This is a genomic window from Chryseobacterium scophthalmum (assembly GCF_900143185.1).
GTDB lineage: Bacteria > Bacteroidota > Bacteroidia > Flavobacteriales > Weeksellaceae > Chryseobacterium > Chryseobacterium scophthalmum.
The window spans coordinates 372,172-391,732 of the sequence record NZ_FSRQ01000001.1 but is presented as its reverse complement, the minus strand read 5'-3'; the positions used below and the strand labels follow the sequence as shown (position 1 = coordinate 391,732).

20 protein-coding genes are annotated in these 19,561 nt (G+C 35.8%); 16 read left to right on the top strand and 4 right to left on the bottom strand.

From position 1 onward, the window contains the following. The first annotated feature begins 25 nt into the window (after window positions 1-25). From BUR17_RS01725 to BUR17_RS01675, 11 genes are all read left to right on the top strand, one after another. Window positions 26-721 (top strand): LytR/AlgR family response regulator transcription factor, encoded by a 696-nt coding sequence (locus BUR17_RS01725; protein WP_074228277.1) that lies wholly within the window; start codon window positions 26-28, stop codon window positions 719-721. A gap of 330 nt (window positions 722-1,051) precedes the next feature. Beyond that, window positions 1,052-3,274 (top strand): hybrid sensor histidine kinase/response regulator, encoded by a 2,223-nt coding sequence (locus BUR17_RS01720; RefSeq protein ID WP_084550352.1) that lies wholly within the window; start codon window positions 1,052-1,054, stop codon window positions 3,272-3,274. 23 nt (window positions 3,275-3,297) lie between these two features. Beyond that, window positions 3,298-3,849 carry an antibiotic biosynthesis monooxygenase gene (locus BUR17_RS01715; RefSeq protein WP_074228276.1) on the top strand — a complete coding sequence of 184 codons (552 nt, stop codon included), beginning with the start codon at window positions 3,298-3,300 and terminating at the stop codon, window positions 3,847-3,849. 293 nt (window positions 3,850-4,142) lie between these two features. Further along, window positions 4,143-4,700: a hypothetical protein gene (locus tag BUR17_RS01710; RefSeq protein WP_074228275.1), complete on the top strand. Its 558-nt coding sequence runs from the start codon at window positions 4,143-4,145 to the stop codon at window positions 4,698-4,700. A 51-nt stretch (window positions 4,701-4,751) separates the two neighbouring features. After that, window positions 4,752-5,195 (top strand): lipocalin-like domain-containing protein, encoded by a 444-nt coding sequence (locus BUR17_RS01705; RefSeq protein ID WP_074228274.1) that lies wholly within the window; start codon window positions 4,752-4,754, stop codon window positions 5,193-5,195. 27 nt (window positions 5,196-5,222) lie between these two features. Further along, entirely contained in the window at window positions 5,223-6,191 is a 969-nt protein-coding gene (locus tag BUR17_RS01700; protein WP_074228273.1) for an NAD(P)H-quinone oxidoreductase, read from the top strand. Between the two features lie 401 nt (window positions 6,192-6,592). Further along, a complete protein-coding gene (locus BUR17_RS01695; RefSeq protein ID WP_074228272.1) occupies window positions 6,593-7,639 on the top strand; it encodes a cupin domain-containing protein in 1,047 nt (348 codons plus the stop codon). Between the two features lie 25 nt (window positions 7,640-7,664). Then, on the top strand, window positions 7,665-8,366 hold the full coding sequence (locus BUR17_RS01690; RefSeq protein WP_074228271.1) for a YoaK family protein: 702 nt from the start codon (window positions 7,665-7,667) through the stop codon (window positions 8,364-8,366). A 4-nt stretch (window positions 8,367-8,370) separates the two neighbouring features. Next, window positions 8,371-8,832: a redoxin domain-containing protein gene (locus BUR17_RS01685; RefSeq protein ID WP_074230187.1), complete on the top strand. Its 462-nt coding sequence runs from the start codon at window positions 8,371-8,373 to the stop codon at window positions 8,830-8,832. A 3-nt stretch (window positions 8,833-8,835) separates the two neighbouring features. Then, window positions 8,836-9,354 (top strand): DsbA family protein, encoded by a 519-nt coding sequence (locus tag BUR17_RS01680; protein ID WP_074228270.1) that lies wholly within the window; start codon window positions 8,836-8,838, stop codon window positions 9,352-9,354. 357 nt (window positions 9,355-9,711) lie between these two features. Beyond that, window positions 9,712-10,533 (top strand): alpha/beta fold hydrolase, encoded by an 822-nt coding sequence (locus BUR17_RS01675; protein ID WP_074228269.1) that lies wholly within the window; start codon window positions 9,712-9,714, stop codon window positions 10,531-10,533. A gap of 252 nt (window positions 10,534-10,785) precedes the next feature. Here BUR17_RS01675 and BUR17_RS20935 read toward each other — a convergent pair whose 3' ends face one another. Then, a complete protein-coding gene (locus tag BUR17_RS20935; protein ID WP_228418575.1) occupies window positions 10,786-10,959 on the bottom strand; it encodes a hypothetical protein in 174 nt (57 codons plus the stop codon). Window positions 10,960-11,323: 364 nt separating this feature from the next. Further along, window positions 11,324-11,884 (bottom strand): helix-turn-helix domain-containing protein, encoded by a 561-nt coding sequence (locus BUR17_RS01670; RefSeq protein ID WP_228418573.1) that lies wholly within the window; start codon window positions 11,882-11,884, stop codon window positions 11,324-11,326. Between the two features lie 168 nt (window positions 11,885-12,052). On the opposite strand from BUR17_RS01670, the gene BUR17_RS21120 reads away from it, so the two are divergent. Continuing rightward, window positions 12,053-12,184: a hypothetical protein gene (locus tag BUR17_RS21120; RefSeq protein WP_262484501.1), complete on the top strand. Its 132-nt coding sequence runs from the start codon at window positions 12,053-12,055 to the stop codon at window positions 12,182-12,184. Continuing rightward, window positions 12,185-12,451: a hypothetical protein gene (locus tag BUR17_RS01665; RefSeq protein ID WP_074228267.1), complete on the top strand. Its 267-nt coding sequence runs from the start codon at window positions 12,185-12,187 to the stop codon at window positions 12,449-12,451. It abuts the gene before it with no gap. An 88-nt stretch (window positions 12,452-12,539) separates the two neighbouring features. On the opposite strand, the gene BUR17_RS01660 is transcribed toward BUR17_RS01665, so the two are convergent. After that, complete coding sequence (locus BUR17_RS01660) at window positions 12,540-13,139, bottom strand: DNA alkylation repair protein (protein WP_143747509.1); 600 nt, start codon at window positions 13,137-13,139, stop codon at window positions 12,540-12,542. A gap of 353 nt (window positions 13,140-13,492) precedes the next feature. Between BUR17_RS01660 and BUR17_RS01655 the strand changes: the two genes are divergently transcribed. Further along, complete coding sequence (locus BUR17_RS01655) at window positions 13,493-15,487, top strand: PAS domain-containing sensor histidine kinase (protein WP_074228265.1); 1,995 nt, start codon at window positions 13,493-13,495, stop codon at window positions 15,485-15,487. 286 nt (window positions 15,488-15,773) lie between these two features. Continuing rightward, window positions 15,774-16,484: a hypothetical protein gene (locus BUR17_RS01650; protein ID WP_143747508.1), complete on the top strand. Its 711-nt coding sequence runs from the start codon at window positions 15,774-15,776 to the stop codon at window positions 16,482-16,484. A 54-nt stretch (window positions 16,485-16,538) separates the two neighbouring features. Here BUR17_RS01650 and BUR17_RS01645 read toward each other — a convergent pair whose 3' ends face one another. After that, the gene (locus BUR17_RS01645) at window positions 16,539-17,627 is read right to left on the bottom strand and encodes a fatty acid desaturase family protein (RefSeq protein ID WP_074230186.1); all 1,089 of its coding nucleotides are present in this window, start codon (window positions 17,625-17,627) and stop codon (window positions 16,539-16,541) included. Window positions 17,628-18,022: 395 nt separating this feature from the next. Here BUR17_RS01645 and BUR17_RS01640 point away from each other — a divergent pair, with 395 nt between their 5' ends. Continuing rightward, window positions 18,023-19,561, top strand: coding sequence for a PAS domain-containing sensor histidine kinase (locus BUR17_RS01640; RefSeq protein ID WP_228418571.1), 1,539 nt, complete (start codon window positions 18,023-18,025; stop codon window positions 19,559-19,561).

Genomic DNA, 19,561 nt, shown 5'->3' with positions numbered 1-19,561 from the left:
GTGTCAACCATAATAAACTATCCCTATGAAAGCCCTGATTGTTGATGACAACGATATCGCAAGAACCACGCTCGCCCATTTGGCAAAACAAGTCCCGAATTTGACGATTGTCAATGAATATTCCAACGCGATCGAAGCTTACAATCATTTGCAGAACAATCAGGTAGATTTGATATTTTTGGATATCGAAATGCCGGAAATGACCGGAATTGAACTCACCAAAAACCTTTCTGGAAAAGACACCATTATCATTTTCACCACGTCGAATAAAGAATATGCACTCGAAGCTTTCGAATTAAATATTGCAGATTACATCCTGAAACCCGTGATGCCTGCAAGATTTTTACAGGCTGTAAGCAAAGCAAGATCTATTTTGGAAAGCAGAAGAGAAGATGTGGAAGTCACCAAAGATGAGTTCCTTTTCGTCAGAGATTCCAATATCACAAGGCGTTTGAGACTCGACGATATTTTTTATGCAGAGGCAATGGGCGACTATGTGAAGTTTTACACAAGAGAAAAAATGTTTGCCATCCACGGTAAGATGAAAACGGCGGAAGAACGTTTGCCAAAAGATGATTTTATCCGTGTTCATAGATCTTACATCGTTTCTGTCGGCAAGATAGACACACTTCAGGACGGCGGAATTATGATAAACGGAAAATTCATTCCCGTTGCTGATGCTTATCGAAAGGCACTCAATACAAGAATGAATGTTTTCTAATTGACTATTAATGATTTGGGCAGCTATTTCCACCTTCCGCTCCCAATCTTTTTTGCGGACGATTTCAGTTTAAATAGAACTTGAGAACAAGCAAAAAAGGATTTCCGCTCAAGTCGGGCTGCGAGAGATTCAACGCAAAAGATACGTTAACATAAAAACACAGTTTCGTCATTTCGTAGGAATCTAACCAAAGCTATCGAGATTCCTACGGAATGACAAACTTAATATTTTAGTCTTTGCTAAGTTTACGCCTTTGCGAGCTTAAAAATATTTTCAATAAGATTAAAAAAATCTTTGCAGACTTTGCGTTAAAAACAAAGAAAAACATTTATGAAAAAAATATCCTCAGTAATGGGAAACAGACGGTTCAGCTATTTTATTATTCTCACATTTATTGCGGGTTCTCTCCTATTGATAGCAGTTCAAATCAACTCAGCTAAAAATACCAAAGAACTCATTCAAAATAACAACAGACTTCTGAACGAGCTGCGTTCGAGTAATCATTTACGTGAGATCGACCGTGATATTTTGGGCGTTGAAAGCAGAATCAGAGCTTCCATAGCAACCAACGACACAACTCATCTCGAAGGAATCGACCAAAAAATCAGTCAGATAGAAAACTTCCTCGATTCCCTTTCCAAAGACAATTCAGACGACGTTGAAGAAAAGTTGATTCACAGACTGAGCGTTCTTGCAATGGAAAAGAAGACAACGAAGGATAAATTATTGCTCCGTTATCACACGCTTGGAAATATGGACGACAACACTTCCATTGCCAATCCAAGAGCCCGAAAAATTTCGAACGAAATCACTTCCATCACTGCAAAAATCTACGAAAGCCGAAAACTTCATATGGTTGACCTCAGCAAAGAAACCGAAGCGATGGGACGAAAAGCGAGATTGTATGATATTTCCTTATTGATTCTTTTGATCTTAAGCGGTTCAATTGTTGGTTATCACATTCTTCGCCAATTCAAACGTCAGAGAATGTTAATTCAGGAATTGGATGTTGCAGAGAAAAAAGCTTCGGTCGCAGCACAAACCAAAGAAAATTTCCTCGCCAATATGAGCCACGAAATCAGAACGCCTTTGAGCGGAATTTTGGGCTTTACCAACCTTTTACAGAAAAGATCTTTGGATGAAACTTCGAAAGAATTTGTTTCGTCAATTCAGCGTTCTGGAGAAAATCTGATGGCAATTATTAATGACATTCTGGATCTATCAAAAATCGAGGCAGGAATGATGCGCATTACCAAAGGAATATTCAGCATCAACGGATTGGTAAATTCTGTCGAAACTTTCTTTATTGAAAGAGCCAAAGAAAAAGGATTGACGATTTCCAGCAAAATAGACCCGTCCATTCCAGATACTTTGAATGGCGATGCAACGAGATTAACTCAGATTTTGGTTAACCTCATCGGAAATGCCATCAAATTTACACATCAAGGAACTATCAATATCGAAATTTATAATAAACAACAAACCGAAAACAAAGCTGTTATCGGTTTCAAAGTTTCTGATACAGGCATCGGAATTGATAAAGAAAAACTGAGCGAAGTGTTTGAAAGATTTAATCAGGGAGAAGATTCCACAACACGAAATTACGGAGGAACGGGACTTGGTTTATCAATTGTAAAAAGCCTGATCCAGTTACAAAACGGCGACATCGAAGTCATCAGCGAACAGGGAAAAGGCACGACTTTCCATTTTTTCATTCCTTATACGATTGCGAAAGAACAGCTTAATATAATTCCGAAAGTTGACACTAATTATTTTAAAGACAAATCGAATGCACCTTTAAAAATTTTAATTGTTGATGATAACGCCCTCAATCAAAGCCTGATGAAACATCTTCTATCACAATGGAACGTCGATTTTGAAACTGCAAATAACGGCTTGGAAGCGGTAGAATTTCTCAGAAATAACGATTGTGATTTAGTTTTAATGGATATCCAAATGCCACAAATGGATGGTTATGTCGCCACACAAACAATCCGTGAAGAACTGAAACTGAACACGCCAATCATCGCAATGACCGCACACGCTTTGGCAGGCGAACGCGAAAAATGTATGAGCCGTGGAATGAACGAATACATTTCAAAACCTATCGTAGAGGAAGAATTATTCAAACTAATTTCCAATTTCGGATTGAAAGAAAACGAAGAAAACGAAAAAACCGAAACAAAAGCTGAAGGAACATCTTCTAATTACGAGTTCATAGACCTTACTTATTTGAAGTCTATAAGTAATGATGATAAAGATTTTGAAAGAACAGTGACGCAACAGTTTTTAGATAAAGTCCCGACTCATTTGCAGGAAATGAAACTGGCTTATGAAAACAAAGATTTCAAATTACTCAAATTGAGAGCCCACGATTTGAAATCGAGTGTGGCGATAATGGGTTTGCTTCCATTATTAGAGGAAAAATTAGATATTTTAGAATTAACAATTGAAGAAAATTCGGTGTCAGCAAAGGCTTTGGAAGAACTAGAAGATATTTTACTGAAATCTTTTTCCGAAACTAAATTATTTATACAAGCTATCAATCATTAATTCATTAAAAAACCAATTTCATTATGGAAACCCAAGGTGCATCAGTGATTATTACCCATCACGTTCTCGACGGCAAACAAACCGAATATGAAAATTGGTTGGATGAAATTCTCCCTGTTTCCAAAAATGCTAAGGGTTTTATCTATTGGCAAATCGTTCGCCCGATTCCGAATCTGACTTTTGTTTACACCGTGATTATCCGATTTGATACCATTGAAAATCTCCGAAATTGGATGGAATCTGATACCAGAAAAAAATTGATTGACAAGGCTCATCCATTATTCACCAAAGCAGATAATTACGAAATCAAATCTGGGTTAGATTTTCTGTTTTATGGTGAAAAAACAGACAACAAAGTTCCGGTTCGCTGGAAACAATATTTGGCGACCTGGTCTGCCATTTATCCTTTATCATTAATAATGCAATTATTGTTATTGCCCTCTTTAAGATTAATAAATATTCCTGCCAATCGTTATTTTGATACATTGGTGAGTACGGGCTGTCTGGTCTTTCTGGTGATTTATGTGGTAATGCCGAATTATACGAAGCTGATTAGGAAATGGCTCTATAAATAATATCAACATCAATTTATTACCGAAGAATCACTGTAAAAACGCAGTGATTTTTTTAAACTAATGGGGTTTCCGATTTTGTCATTCCTTAGGAATCTAAATTATTATTTTAAATGCTTTGAGATTCCTACGGAATGACAAACTTGATGTTTATAATACATTCTATTTATTAAATAAATGATAATACTTATTTAACGACAGTTTCCGCCTATTCATCGAAGACCAATTGATTTTGCGCTAGGTTGCTTGTAGCTTTACATCATCAAATTAATACAAACAATTAAAACCAAAAAATTATGGAAATCCTACAAACACCAGAAAACGCATTGTCTCACTCTACAGTTACAGCGATTATCAATGCCCCAATCGAAAAAGTTAATATTGCAGATTGGTTACTTAATCTTCCCGATGCTGAATATCAAAGATGCTCAACGCAGCACATCGGAGCAGCTATTTCTACCACGTACGATGGTGAACCAGTTTCTTTAAACGTCGAAACAATCGGAGATGCTTTGATGGTTCAGCATTATGTTGCCGTTGAACACCGCGCAGATTACTGCAGAATGTTATCCATCTCAGATTCCATCACTAAAGGTGGACGTACCAAAGTTCAGGTTTTATGGGAACTGAAAGCCACAAAAATCGATGATAACACAACATTGTACACCAACGAAATCCACGCAACAGCCACTCCTGAAATGTTCGAATACCTAAAAGAACACAATGTGAATCTTGCTGATGCCGCAGCTTCCAGACAAGCTGCTTCCGACGATCACAACCACGAAGAAACCCCAAACTTTGCAAAAAGCATTGAAAACAAAGCGCTGACCGGAAAATACAATCAACCTTTCTAATTGAAAAAACTTAATGAACGTATTTCGGTACGCTCATTTCATTTTAAAGTTATGGAAACACTTTTTGAAAAACTTATAGGAAGCTGGACTTTGGTAGAACTTATCGAAGTCCCTGTCAACGGTGGAGAAATCACGCACCCGATGGGCGAAAATCCAAAAGGACTGATTATTTACAATCCTGACGGTTTTATGTCGGCACAAATTATGGATATGCATCGGAAAAACTCTCATCAGGAATATTGGACCAATGCCACGTCGGAAGAATATACACAGGAAGGTTCAACCTATCTTGCGTATTCAGGGCCGTTCAAAACGGACGATGAAAAACAGTTGGTGAGCCACATGATGTACATCTCGCTTTTCCCCAACTGGACGGGACAAACGCAGAATAGAATCGTTATCTTTAAAGATGGTTTTCTGCATCTTGAAAGTGAGAAACCGTTCACCAGCAATTCGAGGTTGGTGACTCACAAACTGACCTGGAAGAGAGTTTGAGATTAATCTGATATTAAAATTAAAAAAATGAAAGCAATCGTTATTACAAAATCTGGAGGTCCTGAAGTATTGAAATTACAGGATTACCTTACTCCCGAAATATCCGGAGACGAAGTTTTAATCGAAGTGAAAGCTGCCGGACTCAACCGTTCCGATGTCTTTCAGCGTGAAGGAAATTATCCTGCACCGGAAGGAGCTTCTGACGAAATTCTGGGATTGGAAGTTGCCGGAACCATTGTAAAATGCGGATCCGATGTCGTAAATTACACCATTGGCGACAGAGTTTGTGCACTTCTCGCAGGTGGCGGTTACGCAGAATATGTTGCTGTGAGAGAAGGCCAATGTTTACCAATTCCAGCAGATTTAAGTTTTGCTGAGGCGGCGAGTTTACCGGAAACTGTTTTTACAGTTTGGTCTAATGTTTTCCAAAGAGGAAATCTTCACCTGGGAGAAACCCTTTTACTTCACGGTGGAAACAGCGGAATTGGAATCACAGGAATTCAGATTGCTCACGCTTTGGGTTCAAAAGTCATTGTCACGGTCGGTTCCGATGAAAAAGGCCAAAAATGTCTTGAACTCGGTGCAGATTCCTACATTAATTATAAAACCCAAAATTTTGAAACTGAACTTCAAAATGAAGGCGTCGACGTCATTCTCGATATGATTGGCGGTGATTATTTGGCCAAAAACATCAATATTTTAAAGCCTGAAGGCAGATTGGTTCACATCAATGCGGTAAGTGGCAGTCGTGTCGATTTGGACATTTGGAAAGTAATGACCAAACGCCTGACTGTCACAGGAAGTACTTTGAGAAGCCGAGAATATGAATTTAAAAAACAATTGGCCAAAGAAATTCAGAAAAATGTCTGGCCTTTGATTGAATCTAAACAGTTCAAACCTGTCATTTACAAAACATTTCCTTTCTCGGAAGCTGCAGAAGCACACCGATTGCTTGAAGATGGTTCGCATACAGGAAAGATTATTCTTGTGAGATAAAGCAAGACATAGATTTAATAATAATCTGACCCAAATTTTAATCCTTCTCAATTCAAATTGTGAAGGATTTTCTATTACTAAAATCAACTTGACTAAGATTCTTGTAACTTAAAAAATTTGAATTAAAAATCTTTTATCACTTAATTATTTTCTTTACTCTAAAGATAAATGACAACAGCCACGAATGCAAGAATTAATTTGATGAAATTATTTAAAATTTGTTTTTAATTTAAAAAAATTCGTGCATTCGTGGCATCCATTAAACTCATCAACTACTCCTTTCAAATTCCCACCGACCCATTTTGCCCGTTCACCGAAAACCACTTCAAAACCTCATCATTCCGAAGTAGCTTTACAGTAGAAATAAAGACAAATTATCATTAATTATAAAAATCACTATTATGAATACTGCATCATTAAGTTTCAAATACGAATTAGAAAAAAAAGAACCTAGAACCAACGACGGCGGAACGACAAGAGGCGCTTCTGTAAAAGATTTTCCTGCTTCTATCGGCATTGCAGGCGTTTCTATGAGATTGCAACCTGGAAGTATGAGAGAATTACACTGGCACGCCAACGCTGCAGAATGGGCTTACATGATTTCGGGAACGGTTCGTACAACGATTATTCATCCTGACGGACACAGTTACACAGACAATTTTGAACCGGGTGATGTTTGGTATTTTCCAAAAGGTTATGGCCACTCGATTCAGGCGACTGGGACGGAAGAATGTCATTTTATTTTGATTTTTGATAACGGTAATTTTTCCGAAGACCATACGTTCAGCGTGACGGATTTTGTTTCGTCTGTACCACCTGAGATTGTCGCTCAGAATTTAGGATTGACTTTAGAAGAAGTAGCCACTTTACCTCAGAAAGAAGCGTATTTCGCAACAGGAATTGTTCCGGATGAAATGTCTTTCGTTGCTGAAGCTCGTCCAAATGAATCTGATATCGAATTAACTAGTTTTCACCGTTATCCTTTGCATTCTCAACAGCCTAGAATCGTTCCGGGCGGAGGTTTGCAGAGATTGGTAACGAGTAAAGAATTTCCTATCAGCAGCACGATGTCTGGTTCTATTTTGGAATTGCAACCTGGCGCTTTGAGAGAAATGCACTGGCATCCGAATGCTGACGAATGGCAATATTTTATTTCAGGACAAGCAGAAATGTCAGTTTTCTTAGCAGAATCTACTTGTGTTACAGAACAGTTCAGAGCAGGAGATGTTGGTTACGTTCCTATGGGAGCCGGACATTACATCAAAAATACAGGCGACACGGTTTGCAGAATTCTCATTGGTTTCAACAGCGGAAAATATGAGTCGATTGATTTGAGCGAATGGCTTTCCGGAAATCCAAAGGATGTTGTTATTACTAATTTTGGTTTAAAAGAAGGCGAAATTGAAAAATTGCCGACTGAGAAAGTCTTCATTCAGCCTAAGAAATAAGATTTGAATTAAATCTCTCTAAATAATGGATAATTCTGTCATCAAAACAAGCACTTCCGTTTCATCTGATTCTATTAAGATGCAAGAGAGATTGGCGATATTTTTAGCTTTGATTGCAGGATACATAGATGCAACAGGACTGATTCAATGGAAAACCTACATCTCTTTTATGAGTGGAAATACAACTTCACTGGGAGCGGCACTTTCAACGGATAAATTTGGAATCGTTATTACATCGGTTACAGTCATAAGTTGTTTTTTATTAGGAATTTACACCGGAAGCTGCCTTTCATTATGGAAGAGGATTAAGAACCAAATATTAACATTTTATATAGTTTCCGGAATTCTCATTTTCTACTCAATTATTGCTTATTTTTATGATATCGATAATTTATCATCCATTGCAATTGTCGGATTTTCAATGGGAATGATGAACACGATTGTGACATCTGTAGGAAAGCAAAAAGTAAATACAGATTTCGTGACAGGAACTTTGAACAGTCTGGCAAGAAATACTGCAATGCTGACGATGACAGATGATAAAATGGAAAAAAAAGAATCTACATCCAATGCCATTCATCTTTTACTCTTGTGGATCGGCTTTTTATCAGGTGCATTTATCGCTCCTTTCCTACTCGGTTATTTTGGAAAATGGACTTTGATGATTCCTGCATTATTACTAATGATTTGCGGAATATTGATTTCAAAAATTAATGCTAAAAACTAATATTATGTTACAGAAAAACGATTTTGCGCCAGATTTCACTTTGTATGCAACGCCAGACCAGAAAATTACGCTCTCAGAATTCAAAGGAAAGAATGTCATCCTCGCTTTTTATCCCGCAGACTGGAGTCCGGTTTGCAGCGACCAAATGGCTTTGTACAATGAAACTTTGAAGTTTTTCAAGAAATACGATGCAGAGATTTTCGGAATTTCTGTCGACAGCAAATGGTGTCATTTGGCATTTTCGCAATCCAGAAATTTACATTTTCCTTTGCTGGCAGACTTTGAAGCTAAAGGAGAAATTGCAAAACAATATGGTGTTTACGACGATGAAGAAGGTGAATGCAAACGCGCACTTTTCGTCATCAATAAAGATGGCATCATCAAATGGAGTTATCTGTCACCCACGGCCATCAATCCTGGAGCAGACGGAATTTTAGACGCTTTAGAAAACCTTAACACAAAATAAATTATGTCACTAAAACCAAACGTCAGCCAAGCTGACCACGCACAAGGCAACTTAGAAGCCGACCTTGTGATTGTAGAATATGGAGATTATCAATGTCCATACTGTGGCGCTGCTTATCCGGTTCTGAAGGAATTGATGAAAGAATTTGGAAGTCAAATTAAATTTGTTTTCAGAAACTTTCCTTTGTCTGAGATGCATCAATATGCAAGACCAGCAGCAATTGCAGCAGAAGCAGCTAATCTTCAGGGGAAATTCTGGGAAATGCACGATGCGATTTATGAAAATCAAAGAGAACTGAATGAGAACTTGCTGATGAAGTTAGCGGAACAATTAAAACTGAACATTCCTCAATTTGAAAAGGATTTGGAAAGTACTGAGTTGGCAGAAAAAGTAGATTCAGATTTTGAAAGCGGAATTATGAGCGGCGTGAACGGAACACCTTCTTTCTTTGTGAACGGGAAGAAATTCGATGGTGGCGCAGAGGATTTATTTGAGCTTTTGAGGGAGAATACTGGTGATTAAACCACATAAGGCACAAAAGATTTTTGACACGTAAGTAAATGTAAGTTCCTTTCATAACTTAAATAAGAACACTTAAGCTAATTTCTGAAATCGAAACGTGTTTTACACCGAATCTACAGCCCGACTTGAGTGGAAATCCTTTTTTGCTTGCAATCAATTTCTATTTAACTGAAATCGTCGAGCAAAAAAGATTGGGAACGGAAGGCGGATAAAGCTGCCCAAATAAAAAATATTCAACAAAATGTACGAAATTAAACTAGATTAATTTCTAAGGAATTTAACCGCCATACATTTGCTAAAGAATTAAGACAACAAAATATTAATATAAATTAATCAGAACACTTAAAAAATTAAATTATGAGCACACTAAAATTAAAAGACGGAACAGAGATTTTTTACAAAGATCAAGGCGAAGGACCTGTTTTGATGTTTCACCACGGATGGCCATTATCATCAGACGATTGGGATGCACAGGTGATTTTCTTCCTACAAAAAGGTTACAGAGTGGTGACACACGACAGAAGAGGTCACGGCCGTTCTAGTCAGGATATTTACAATCACACGATTGAGCAATATGCTTCTGACGCAGCGGAATTGGTTGAATTTTTAGATTTGAAAGATGTAGTTCACATCGGTCACTCAACTGGTGGTGGCGAAGTAATCCGTTATGTGAATAAATATGCGAACGGAAGAGCGAAAAAGGCAGTTTTAATCAGCGCAGTTCCTCCGATTATGGTAGCGAGCGACAGCAATCCTGATGGAGTTCCAATGTCTGTTTTTGATGGCATCAGAGACCAGACTTTGAATAACAGACAACAGTTTTACATTGATTTGACTTTCCCTTTCTACGGCTACAACAGAGAAGGTGCAGACGTGAAAGAGGGCGTACAGAGAAACTGGTGGAGACAAGGAATGATGGGCGGAATCGTAGCTCATTACGACGGAATTAAAGCGTTTTCTGAAACTGATTTCAGAGACGATTTGAAAAATGTTGATATTCCGGTTTTGGTGCTTCACGGTGAAGATGACCAGATTGTACCTTACCAAAATGCAGCTTTGAAATCAATTAAACTATTGAAAAACGGAACGATAAAAACGTATCCAGGTTTCCCTCACGGAATGCCAACTACAGAAGCTGCAACGATTAATAAAGACCTTTTGGAGTTTATTGAAGGTTAATCAGAATATATATAAATGAAAAGGGAGTCAAATTGATTCCCTTTTTTTATTTAATCGTCACGTAAGTGGCTTAAGACCTAATCGAATGATAAACAGCCTATAAGAAAGAATGCAAGGATTATGTCCCATTAACGAATAATGCAGTAAGTAGTCTACCCAAACCAATATGGGAACAATTATCCTCCATCCTAAAAATATATCTTATTCATATATTTTAATTATCTGATGCTTGAAAAACTGTGACTGGTAAAATCATATAACATCATAGTCGTTCAAAGTTGTTACAAAATGATGTTCAATAACACTTTGTGAAGTCTCACATAATTTCAACAATTCTTCATTACTGTAGCATTCAAAATTAAAATCATCAGCAACATCAATTGTATATTCTGTTATGATTTCTGTATTAATAAAGTCAATTGTCATCAGTCATTAAGCGAACTGAGAAGGCTTTTCTCTCTTACAAGAGGCATTTTCTGTGAAATGGAATCTTTAAATTTATATAGGTTAATTGTTTTCATAATCTCAATTAATGGTAAGGATGATCATTGTCGAATAAAAAAGAAAGACAGAAACTTAAAAGCTTCTGTCCCTTTTTCTATCAAAACTCTTAAAACATATGTACTATTTCTCGAGTTTTGATAAGATCATTATGAAAACTGAGTATTATTAAGAATTTAATAACTTTCTCACGGTTTTTACCATCGTTTATTTCTATTCAAAGATGCAGCTTTAATCAGTTAAAAATGCTACACGTTTGTACAATAGATTTACATAAATCACACTTTTTTTATAAATCTTCTAAATTTTTCAACCGTTTTTTCTTAAGCTGTTTATAGAATGAAGGAGAAAGTCCAGTTATCTTTTTAAACTGATTGGAAAGGTGTGCAACACTGCTATAGTTGAGTATATAGGAGATTTCGGTAAGATTAAGCTCATCATATAAAAGTAGTTCTTTTACTTTTTCTACTTTATTAATAATTATAAATTGCTGCAAAGTCATTCCTTTTACTTCAGAAAAGGTATTGGCAAGGTAAGTGTAGTCATAACCGAGCTTTTCACTGATATAATCTGAGAAATTTACTTCCGGAAGAGATTCTGAATAATGAATCATTTCTGTGACTGCATTTTTTATTTTTTCAATCAGAATGCTTTTTTTGTCATTCAGTAATTCAAGTCCTGTTTTGAGGAGATTTTCCTTTAGCAATTGTCGCTGTTCATTAGTGATATCATCCAATATTTCTACCAATCCGAGATCTACTACAGCGTTTCTGATATTCAGTTTTTCAAGTTCCTGATGAACCACCATTTTGCAGCGCAGGCTAACCATATATTTTATATACAACTTCATAATCCTTTACTGTATTTAAGCCCGCCAATCGATATGTTGACGGCCACTCTTTCAAAGTTAGTCCTTTAAATTCTAATATCTATGATTTATGTAACAAATTGAAAGACTATTACAAAGCTTTCCTTTTTTTATAAGTGACCTTTACTTACAATAAAAAAAATATTTGAAATGTCAAAAGAAAAGAATACGAAGAAAAAAACAGATAAAACGCCAGCGGCAAAATCATTAAAAGAAAAGCGGGAAGACAAACAAAACAAGAGGAAGGACAAAGAAAATGAAAGTCGCAATGCAACAACCTAAATGTTAGAAATAACAAAACACGGAATTATACTCAGAAAAACCGACTTAAGTTTTGAGAGCGAAGGAGTTTTGAATCCTGCAATCATTAAAGTAGATGGCAAAATACATTTATTTTACCGAGCTGTAGCCAAAGGTAATTTTTCTACTTTAGGGCATTGTGTATTAGAAAAACGGTCAGATTCACCAATCATTGTTACTGAATCCGAGTTTTTATTTTTAGCAAATTTACAAAGAACAAGAATTCTCCTAAATATAAAAACTAATTAAAAGAATTCAAATGATGGAAACCATTTTATATATAAACTCAAGCCTTATTTTCTAAAGCTTTATCAATCCAACATAGTAATTATTATGATCACTTATTAATCAGCTTTAATATAAACTGTATTTTATGATGATTGACATCCCATTTCGATGTTTCTTTTCCGATTGCTTCAGGATGTTTTTTTCTGATATCACGTAAGGAATTTCCAATTGACTTACTTAGATACTCACTATCTGTCAATTTATTTCTACTGATGAGCTCTATGGCAATTTCCGGATGTTGTTTAAAGAAATCCCGGCTGGTCCATATGCGCAAACCTTCTGTTACCGCACGTTTAATATTTGTATTTTCATTGTTGATCCAGGATTCAATTTCGGGTAATGCATATTCGTAGCCTATGTGTTTACAATATGAATCGAAGGCTTTAGCAAGCATCTCCTGTACTCGCCAATTTTTATCTTTTGGAATACTATTTTTCAGAATATGCAATGCGACTGGATTTGTATGGGAAATTTCGCCCAACATATAAACGCCTAACATTCTGATTTGATAAACCTGATTGGTTTCTATGAATCTTTTTGCCATAGGCAAATGATCGGTACCATCATTTTTAAGTAGAAGGCTTCCAGCTTCGATGATATGTTTGAAGCCGTGCTCTATTTTTACAATATTTTCAAGAAGTTCGTTCATAAGAATAGATCAGTTTTTAGTGTAACTGAATGATAGCGCTCTGTTCAAATTTAATGAATTTAACCTTGCATCACAATAAATCATCTTCTTTATTACGTCAATAATAATTGTCCGGATACATTCTTTGACCTGATTTACAGATGACCAATAAAATGATTTATATGTATAGTGTCTTTAACTTATCTTATTTTTTTTGAGTTCCTTCTTAGTGATAATTAATTGTTAAAACATTAAATACCTGAATTACGAAATATTATACTCCTCAAAAACACTTCTCATCATTAACTTTTCCGGCATTTCATATACCATAATTTGATCACAATAAACGGACTTTCCATATCTTTGCCATATTTATGATAACTCAGGAAAACTTAACCGATAACAGTTTCAATCTTGATCTAATTCTTCAAGCATTGGCTTCCTCTCCAGCACCGACCTCCATCTACTCAGGGGAAAATATGGTCATCCGTTTTGCAAATGCGGGCATGCTGGAGCTGTGGGGTAAAGATTCCTCTGTAATAGGTAAACCCTTAATGGAAGCACTTCCTGAACTGAAAGGTCAGCCTTTTTTAGAGCTGTTACAGGAGGTTTGGCGTTCAGGTAAAACCTATTCAGTATCTGAAGCTCCAGCTAAACTTATCATAAATGGAGAAGAGGTGCTTGATTATTTTGATTATGAATATAAAGCACTTACCGATCAACATCATAAAACATGGTGCATACTCAATACAGCACTTAATGTAACATCACGTCGTGAATTTTTACAGCAAATACGAGAGAAAGAAGAAAGGGAACATGCGCTCAATGAGGAAATGACTGCAACATTGGAAGAGCTTACCTCAACCAACGAAGAGCTCAGTAGTTCTATAAAGCAGCTCGCTCATAACAGGGAATATATCCGAACTATTATTGAGCAGGCTCCGGTTGGAATTGCGATGCTGAAAGGTCATGAGCATATTATTGAAATCGCAAATCCAGCCATTCTCAATATTTGGGGTCGCAAAGAATCTGAAGTCATTGGTTTTCCGCATGAAAAAGCCCGTCCTGAATTGCAGGGACAACCCGTTAATATCTGGCTTAAAGAAGTCTATAATAGCGGTAAACCCAAAATTAATACGGAATTTACAGTTAAGTTGCTCGATGGTGATGGACTGAGAGAGGCTATTGTCAATTCTATATACCAACCCATACTCTCAGAAGATGGAACTGTTTCGGGTGTTCTTGTTATTCTTGAGGAGATTACTCAGCAGGTTTTAGAGCGTCGGAAGAATGAGAACGATCAACAAATGCTCGCTTTGGCTATCGATGCAGGAGAACTTGCTACTTTTTATTACCAGCCTGCAACCAACCTTTTTTCAGGAAATACCCTTCTTAAAAATTGGTTTGGACTGTCGTCAGAAGAAAATTTAGATCTTTCCGTTGCATTGGCAGTTATCCTTCCTGAAGATCGAGATGGGGTAATTGATGCTATTACACATTCTTTAAGCAAGAACTCTGATGGTCATTATTTTATAGAGTATCGAATTCAAAACAATACCGATAAAAAGGTAAGACTGCTGCAAGCGAACGGAAGAGTTTTTTATGATAAAGAAGGCAATGCGTTAAGTCTAAACGGTACTCTTAGAGATATCACTGAACAAAAAAAAGAGGAACAGCGAAAAGACGATTTTATGGTAATGGTAAGCCACGAACTTAAAACACCGCTTACTTCACTAAAGGCATATCTTCAACTGCTACAACGGACAGAGGTAAATATAGAAAACTCTAAACAAAAGAATATGTTAGAGAAATCTGTAAAGCAGGTGGATTATATGAACAGTATGATTAATGGTTTTCTAAATGTTTCACGACTTGATTCCGGGCAGATGCATATAGAAAAAACCGAATTTGATCTCCAAATATTATTCACTGAAATTGAGCATGAGGTTCTTTCAACCAATCATACGCGTAATTTTATTTTTAAAACATCTGGCTCCTTAACCTTATTTGCAGATCGCGATAAAATATCGCAGGTACTCCATAACCTTATTGGAAATGCGATTAAGTACTCTCCTATTAACACCTCAATTACCGTAGAATATCTTACAACAGATAACAACAGCTTAAAAATAAATGTCCAAGATCAGGGAATCGGTATATCCAGAGAAGATCAGGAACGGATATTCGAACGTTATTATCGGGTGAAAGATATTAACAGCAGAAGTACATCGGGATTTGGTATCGGACTTTATCTTTGTAAAGAAATTATCGAACTGCATAACGGTACAATAGAAGTTCAGAGCTCTAAGAATGAAAATACTGTATTCTCTTTTGTACTGCCTATCAACGGAGAAAAGCTTACCGATTAACAGTAAAAATTATAACAATAGTCTGTTAAAAGCTGGAAGTAAATAATACTTTTTTACTCAATATTTCAGCCTCCAATTAGTTGTTTCAAATCGCTGTTTAAAAAATCATCAACTCATTTGTAGAGTTGATAAAAATACGTGCAACTATTTACAAATAAAAGATTATTTATGTTTTATTTGTATAAGATAATCTGAATTTACCAATTTGGTTCATTAATTGTATATCAAAAATTAATCTGAATTTTTATCACTTAATATTACCTATCTTATGAAATGTAAATTTTTCATGACTGGCATTTACTCTATTTTCCATGCAGGTTTATTACATGGTCAAGATAACAACGTATTCGGATTTGTTGAATCATTCTCTTTAGCGCAAAAATATGCTTTACATCAGTTTCAAATCAATGGATTCCTTGCACTTACTGCAGGAATATTTATTGTTAATAAGAGAAGAAATTTTATTCTTAGAAAAAGATACCGAAAACTTGTAAATAATCTATCAAACGATTACAAGAAAAAGGTGCAGAAAGAAAGTAGAGATTCTTCCGTTTCAAAGCCAGTTGATAACCTTCTCATTCAAAATGATTTTCAGAAAATGTATGCAACAAGTATGGAGAAAAGAATTCTCGAAGGATTAAACCACTTTAAACAATCCGAGAAATTTCTTGACAAAGAAACTTCATTAGAAACTCTGTTAAACGACCTGAATATTGAATTCAAATATCTACAGGAAGTGATTATGAAACATGAATCAGTCAGCGCCGAATTATATTTACACCGATTAAGAATTGATTTTATCATAAAAAAATTATTCAACCACCCGAAATACAGAGACTACAAGTCTGCTGATCTTGGATCGATGTGCGGATACCATTCCGCAGGTGAATTCGAATCCTATTTTCAAAAATCATGTAAAATTTCGCTGATCTACTTTCTGGAGCAATTGAAAAAAGACCATCACAAAAAATACACGAACAAATCTAAAGCTGCTTAAATAAAGGTATTTAATATTTATTCCCTCAGTAATTTTTGGATAATTAATCTTAAGTTATTTCATGATCGACTCTTTACCGAATTTTTTAAGTGTTAAAAAATGTGAGCGAAGGGCAGAAAGAAAACTTTTATTTTCAATATAAGGCAAATTGAACTCCATTGCAGTCTCTTTTACAATAACGGATATCTCACCGTAATGGATGTGACAGACTTTAGGAAACAAGTGATGTTCTATCTGCCTGTTGAGTCCACCAAGAAAAAATGCGGCAAGTTTATTATGGGTTGCAAAGTTTGCAGTTGTACGCATCTGATGTTCCGCCCAAGCCTCTTCCATTTGTCCGGTTCCATTAGGCACTGGAAAATCGGTACCTTCCACAACGTGAGCCAACTGAAAAACCAGACCCATTGTTAATCCTTCGGCGATATGCAACAAGAGAAAACCAATTAAAAACTGCCACCAACTCACATCCAGCACTAATAACGGAAGTATAATAAACAGGAAATAATAAAGCGCTTTATAAAAAAATAAATTGAAATACTCCAATTTAGGATGCTTGCTCTGATGCGCACCAATTTTTTTCTGGAAAAACTTCAGATAATCCTTACGGAATACCCATGACAATGATGCCAAGCTATAGAGCGGAAATGCGTACCAATGTTGATATCGCTGGATAGAATTCACTTCGTCTTCGGCAGCAATACGTATCAATCCTGGCGCTACTTCAATATCTTCATCGTGTCCGGGAATATTGGTATAGGTGTGGTGAACAACATTATGGGTGATACTCCAAACATAAGGATTAGCACCAATAAGATTAAAAATAAAGCCAAACAGTTTATTTACTTTTTTATTTCCTGAAAGTGCACCATGTATAGCATCATGGCAAACATTGAAACCTACAAAGGCGCTGAACATGCCCAATAAAATAGCTAGTGGAATGAGCGTCCAAATAGGTAAAATTCCAGAGATGATTAAAAGATATATCCCTGTGAAGCCTGAAAGGAAAAATATTGTCTTACCCCACATGAGCTTATTTGCATGTTGGCTTACCTGACGTTGATTGAAAAAATCATCAACCCTACTCCTGACTGTTGCATAAAAACGAGAACCTGAAGCGGATGAGAATTTTATTTTTTGTGACATAGATATCATATTTGATCTACTTAAAGCGAACAAACTGATATGCTAAATCTGGTGTTGAGATAAGAAGAAAGTTGAAATTTCCGGTGCATTACCGGATTGTATATTACTATAACGTATTAATTGCAAATTTATTATATTTTCTTTTAACCCAGACCAGAAAAGTTCTTTTCATTAACAGAATAATTTATAATTAAGGTTTTTATTAATTAAATTATAATTCTTTATAGAGGTTGAGGAACAATATAAATAGGTAATAAAATTGAAAAATGATGAATTTCTTTACTTTTAGTTTTTATATATGGCTTAAATTTTGGTTAAGTTTGGAATAAACTTTAAATAAAATGAAATCAGACATGCAGCTGTGCTTTTCAATTATTTAATTAAAATAGGAAGATTTGGAAACAATATACGACCACCTAAACTCTATCAATGACAATCTCGATAATAACATTTATCTTCAGGCATTAAACTCCGCAAAATCAGGAATAATAATTACTGATAACAAACAGCCTGACAACCCTATTATCTATTGCAATAAAGCTTTTGAGGACATTACAGGATATGCTCATAACGAAATTATCGGACACAATTGTCGTTTTCTACAGGCAAAAGATCGCACACAGCCTGAAAGAGAACAAATAAAGGACGCTGTAAAGAACGGTAAAGAATGTCATTTGGAAATCAGAAACTACAGGAAAGATGGTAAATTATTTTGGAATGAACTTATTATATCTCCCGTAAAGAATAATGAAGGAAATGTTACTCATTTCATTGGGGTTCAAAATGATATCAGTGACCGGAAAAAAGCAGAAAACGAATTAAGAGATGAAAAGGCATCGGCTGAAAAAAAAATCCTCGAACGAACCAAGGAACTTCATGATAATGAAGCATTTCTTTCAAGTATTATTCAAACCGTGAGAGAATCTCTTTTAGTTCTTGATGCCGATTACCGGGTTTTAAGTGCCAATACTCACTTCCTGAATTCATTTAAAGTAACACAAGAAGATACTGTAGGGAAAATATTGTTTGAATTGGGAAATCACCAATGGAATATTGAGGCCTTAAAAGAACTGTTAATGAAAATTCTTCCTACCAATAATCCCGTTATCGATTTTGAAGTAGAACACGATTTCCCATATATCGGAAGAAAAATTATGCTTGTTAACGCCTACCGAATAGAGTTTGAAGGGCAGTATAAAGACAGAATATTAATCGCTATTGAAGATATTACAGAAAAAAAAGAAATTGACCGTAGAAAAGATGATTTTCTCTCTATTGCAAGTCATGAATTAAAAACACCTTTAACTACAATTAAAGGATTTGTACAGCTTCTTACTCGAATGGCTCCGGAAGAAGCCTCTGAAAAATTCTTGACAACTCTAGAAAAAGTCTCCCTTAATGTTAACAGACTTAATAACCTGATTTCTGAACTGTTGGATACTTCCAAAATACAGTCCGGGAATATAGAAATCCATAATGAACAGTTTCAGATTGATACGCTTATTTATGATACAGTAGAGAATATTTCTCTTGCAACAGACTACACGATCAATATCAGCAGCAATACGAAGGCTACCATTTTTGGTGACGAACTTCAGATCTCCCAAGTCATCAATAATTTGATTTCGAATGCCATCAAATATTCACCGGGCTCCGATAAAATTGATATCTACTGTAACAGGGTCGGAAATTTTGTAAAAGTTTCAGTAACAGATTATGGAATGGGAATCAGTCAACAGGATCATTCTAAAATATTTGAAAGATTTTTCAGGGCAAGAGATATTCAGAAAAAATTCCCCGGAATGGGAATAGGCCTTTATATATGTCGCGAGATTATCGCCAAACACAATGGGACACTTTGGGTTGAAAGTGAAATTGGTGCAGGATCAACTTTTAACTTTACGTTACCAATTATTAAGAAGAAAAAAGAATAG

Coding starts and splice junctions, on each gene's coding strand:
- BUR17_RS01680 (WP_074228270.1), top strand. CDS start 8,836: ATGTCACTAAAACCAAACGTCAGCCAAGCTGACCACGCACAAGGCAAC.
- BUR17_RS01675 (WP_074228269.1), top strand. CDS start 9,712: ATGAGCACACTAAAATTAAAAGACGGAACAGAGATTTTTTACAAAGAT.
- BUR17_RS01650 (WP_143747508.1), top strand. CDS start 15,774: ATGACTGGCATTTACTCTATTTTCCATGCAGGTTTATTACATGGTCAA.
- BUR17_RS01660 (WP_143747509.1), bottom strand. CDS start 13,139: ATGAACGAACTTCTTGAAAATATTGTAAAAATAGAGCACGGCTTCAAA.
- BUR17_RS01710 (WP_074228275.1), top strand. CDS start 4,143: ATGGAAATCCTACAAACACCAGAAAACGCATTGTCTCACTCTACAGTT.
- BUR17_RS20935 (WP_228418575.1), bottom strand. CDS start 10,959: ATGACAATTGACTTTATTAATACAGAAATCATAACAGAATATACAATT.
- BUR17_RS21120 (WP_262484501.1), top strand. CDS start 12,053: ATGTCAAAAGAAAAGAATACGAAGAAAAAAACAGATAAAACGCCAGCG.
- BUR17_RS01645 (WP_074230186.1), bottom strand. CDS start 17,627: ATGTCACAAAAAATAAAATTCTCATCCGCTTCAGGTTCTCGTTTTTAT.
- BUR17_RS01725 (WP_074228277.1), top strand. CDS start 26: ATGAAAGCCCTGATTGTTGATGACAACGATATCGCAAGAACCACGCTC.
- BUR17_RS01695 (WP_074228272.1), top strand. CDS start 6,593: ATGAATACTGCATCATTAAGTTTCAAATACGAATTAGAAAAAAAAGAA.
- BUR17_RS01685 (WP_074230187.1), top strand. CDS start 8,371: ATGTTACAGAAAAACGATTTTGCGCCAGATTTCACTTTGTATGCAACG.
- BUR17_RS01690 (WP_074228271.1), top strand. CDS start 7,665: ATGGATAATTCTGTCATCAAAACAAGCACTTCCGTTTCATCTGATTCT.
- BUR17_RS01715 (WP_074228276.1), top strand. CDS start 3,298: ATGGAAACCCAAGGTGCATCAGTGATTATTACCCATCACGTTCTCGAC.
- BUR17_RS01655 (WP_074228265.1), top strand. CDS start 13,493: ATGATAACTCAGGAAAACTTAACCGATAACAGTTTCAATCTTGATCTA.
- BUR17_RS01665 (WP_074228267.1), top strand. CDS start 12,185: ATGTTAGAAATAACAAAACACGGAATTATACTCAGAAAAACCGACTTA.
- BUR17_RS01720 (WP_084550352.1), top strand. CDS start 1,052: ATGAAAAAAATATCCTCAGTAATGGGAAACAGACGGTTCAGCTATTTT.
- BUR17_RS01700 (WP_074228273.1), top strand. CDS start 5,223: ATGAAAGCAATCGTTATTACAAAATCTGGAGGTCCTGAAGTATTGAAA.
- BUR17_RS01670 (WP_228418573.1), bottom strand. CDS start 11,884: ATGAAGTTGTATATAAAATATATGGTTAGCCTGCGCTGCAAAATGGTG.
- BUR17_RS01705 (WP_074228274.1), top strand. CDS start 4,752: ATGGAAACACTTTTTGAAAAACTTATAGGAAGCTGGACTTTGGTAGAA.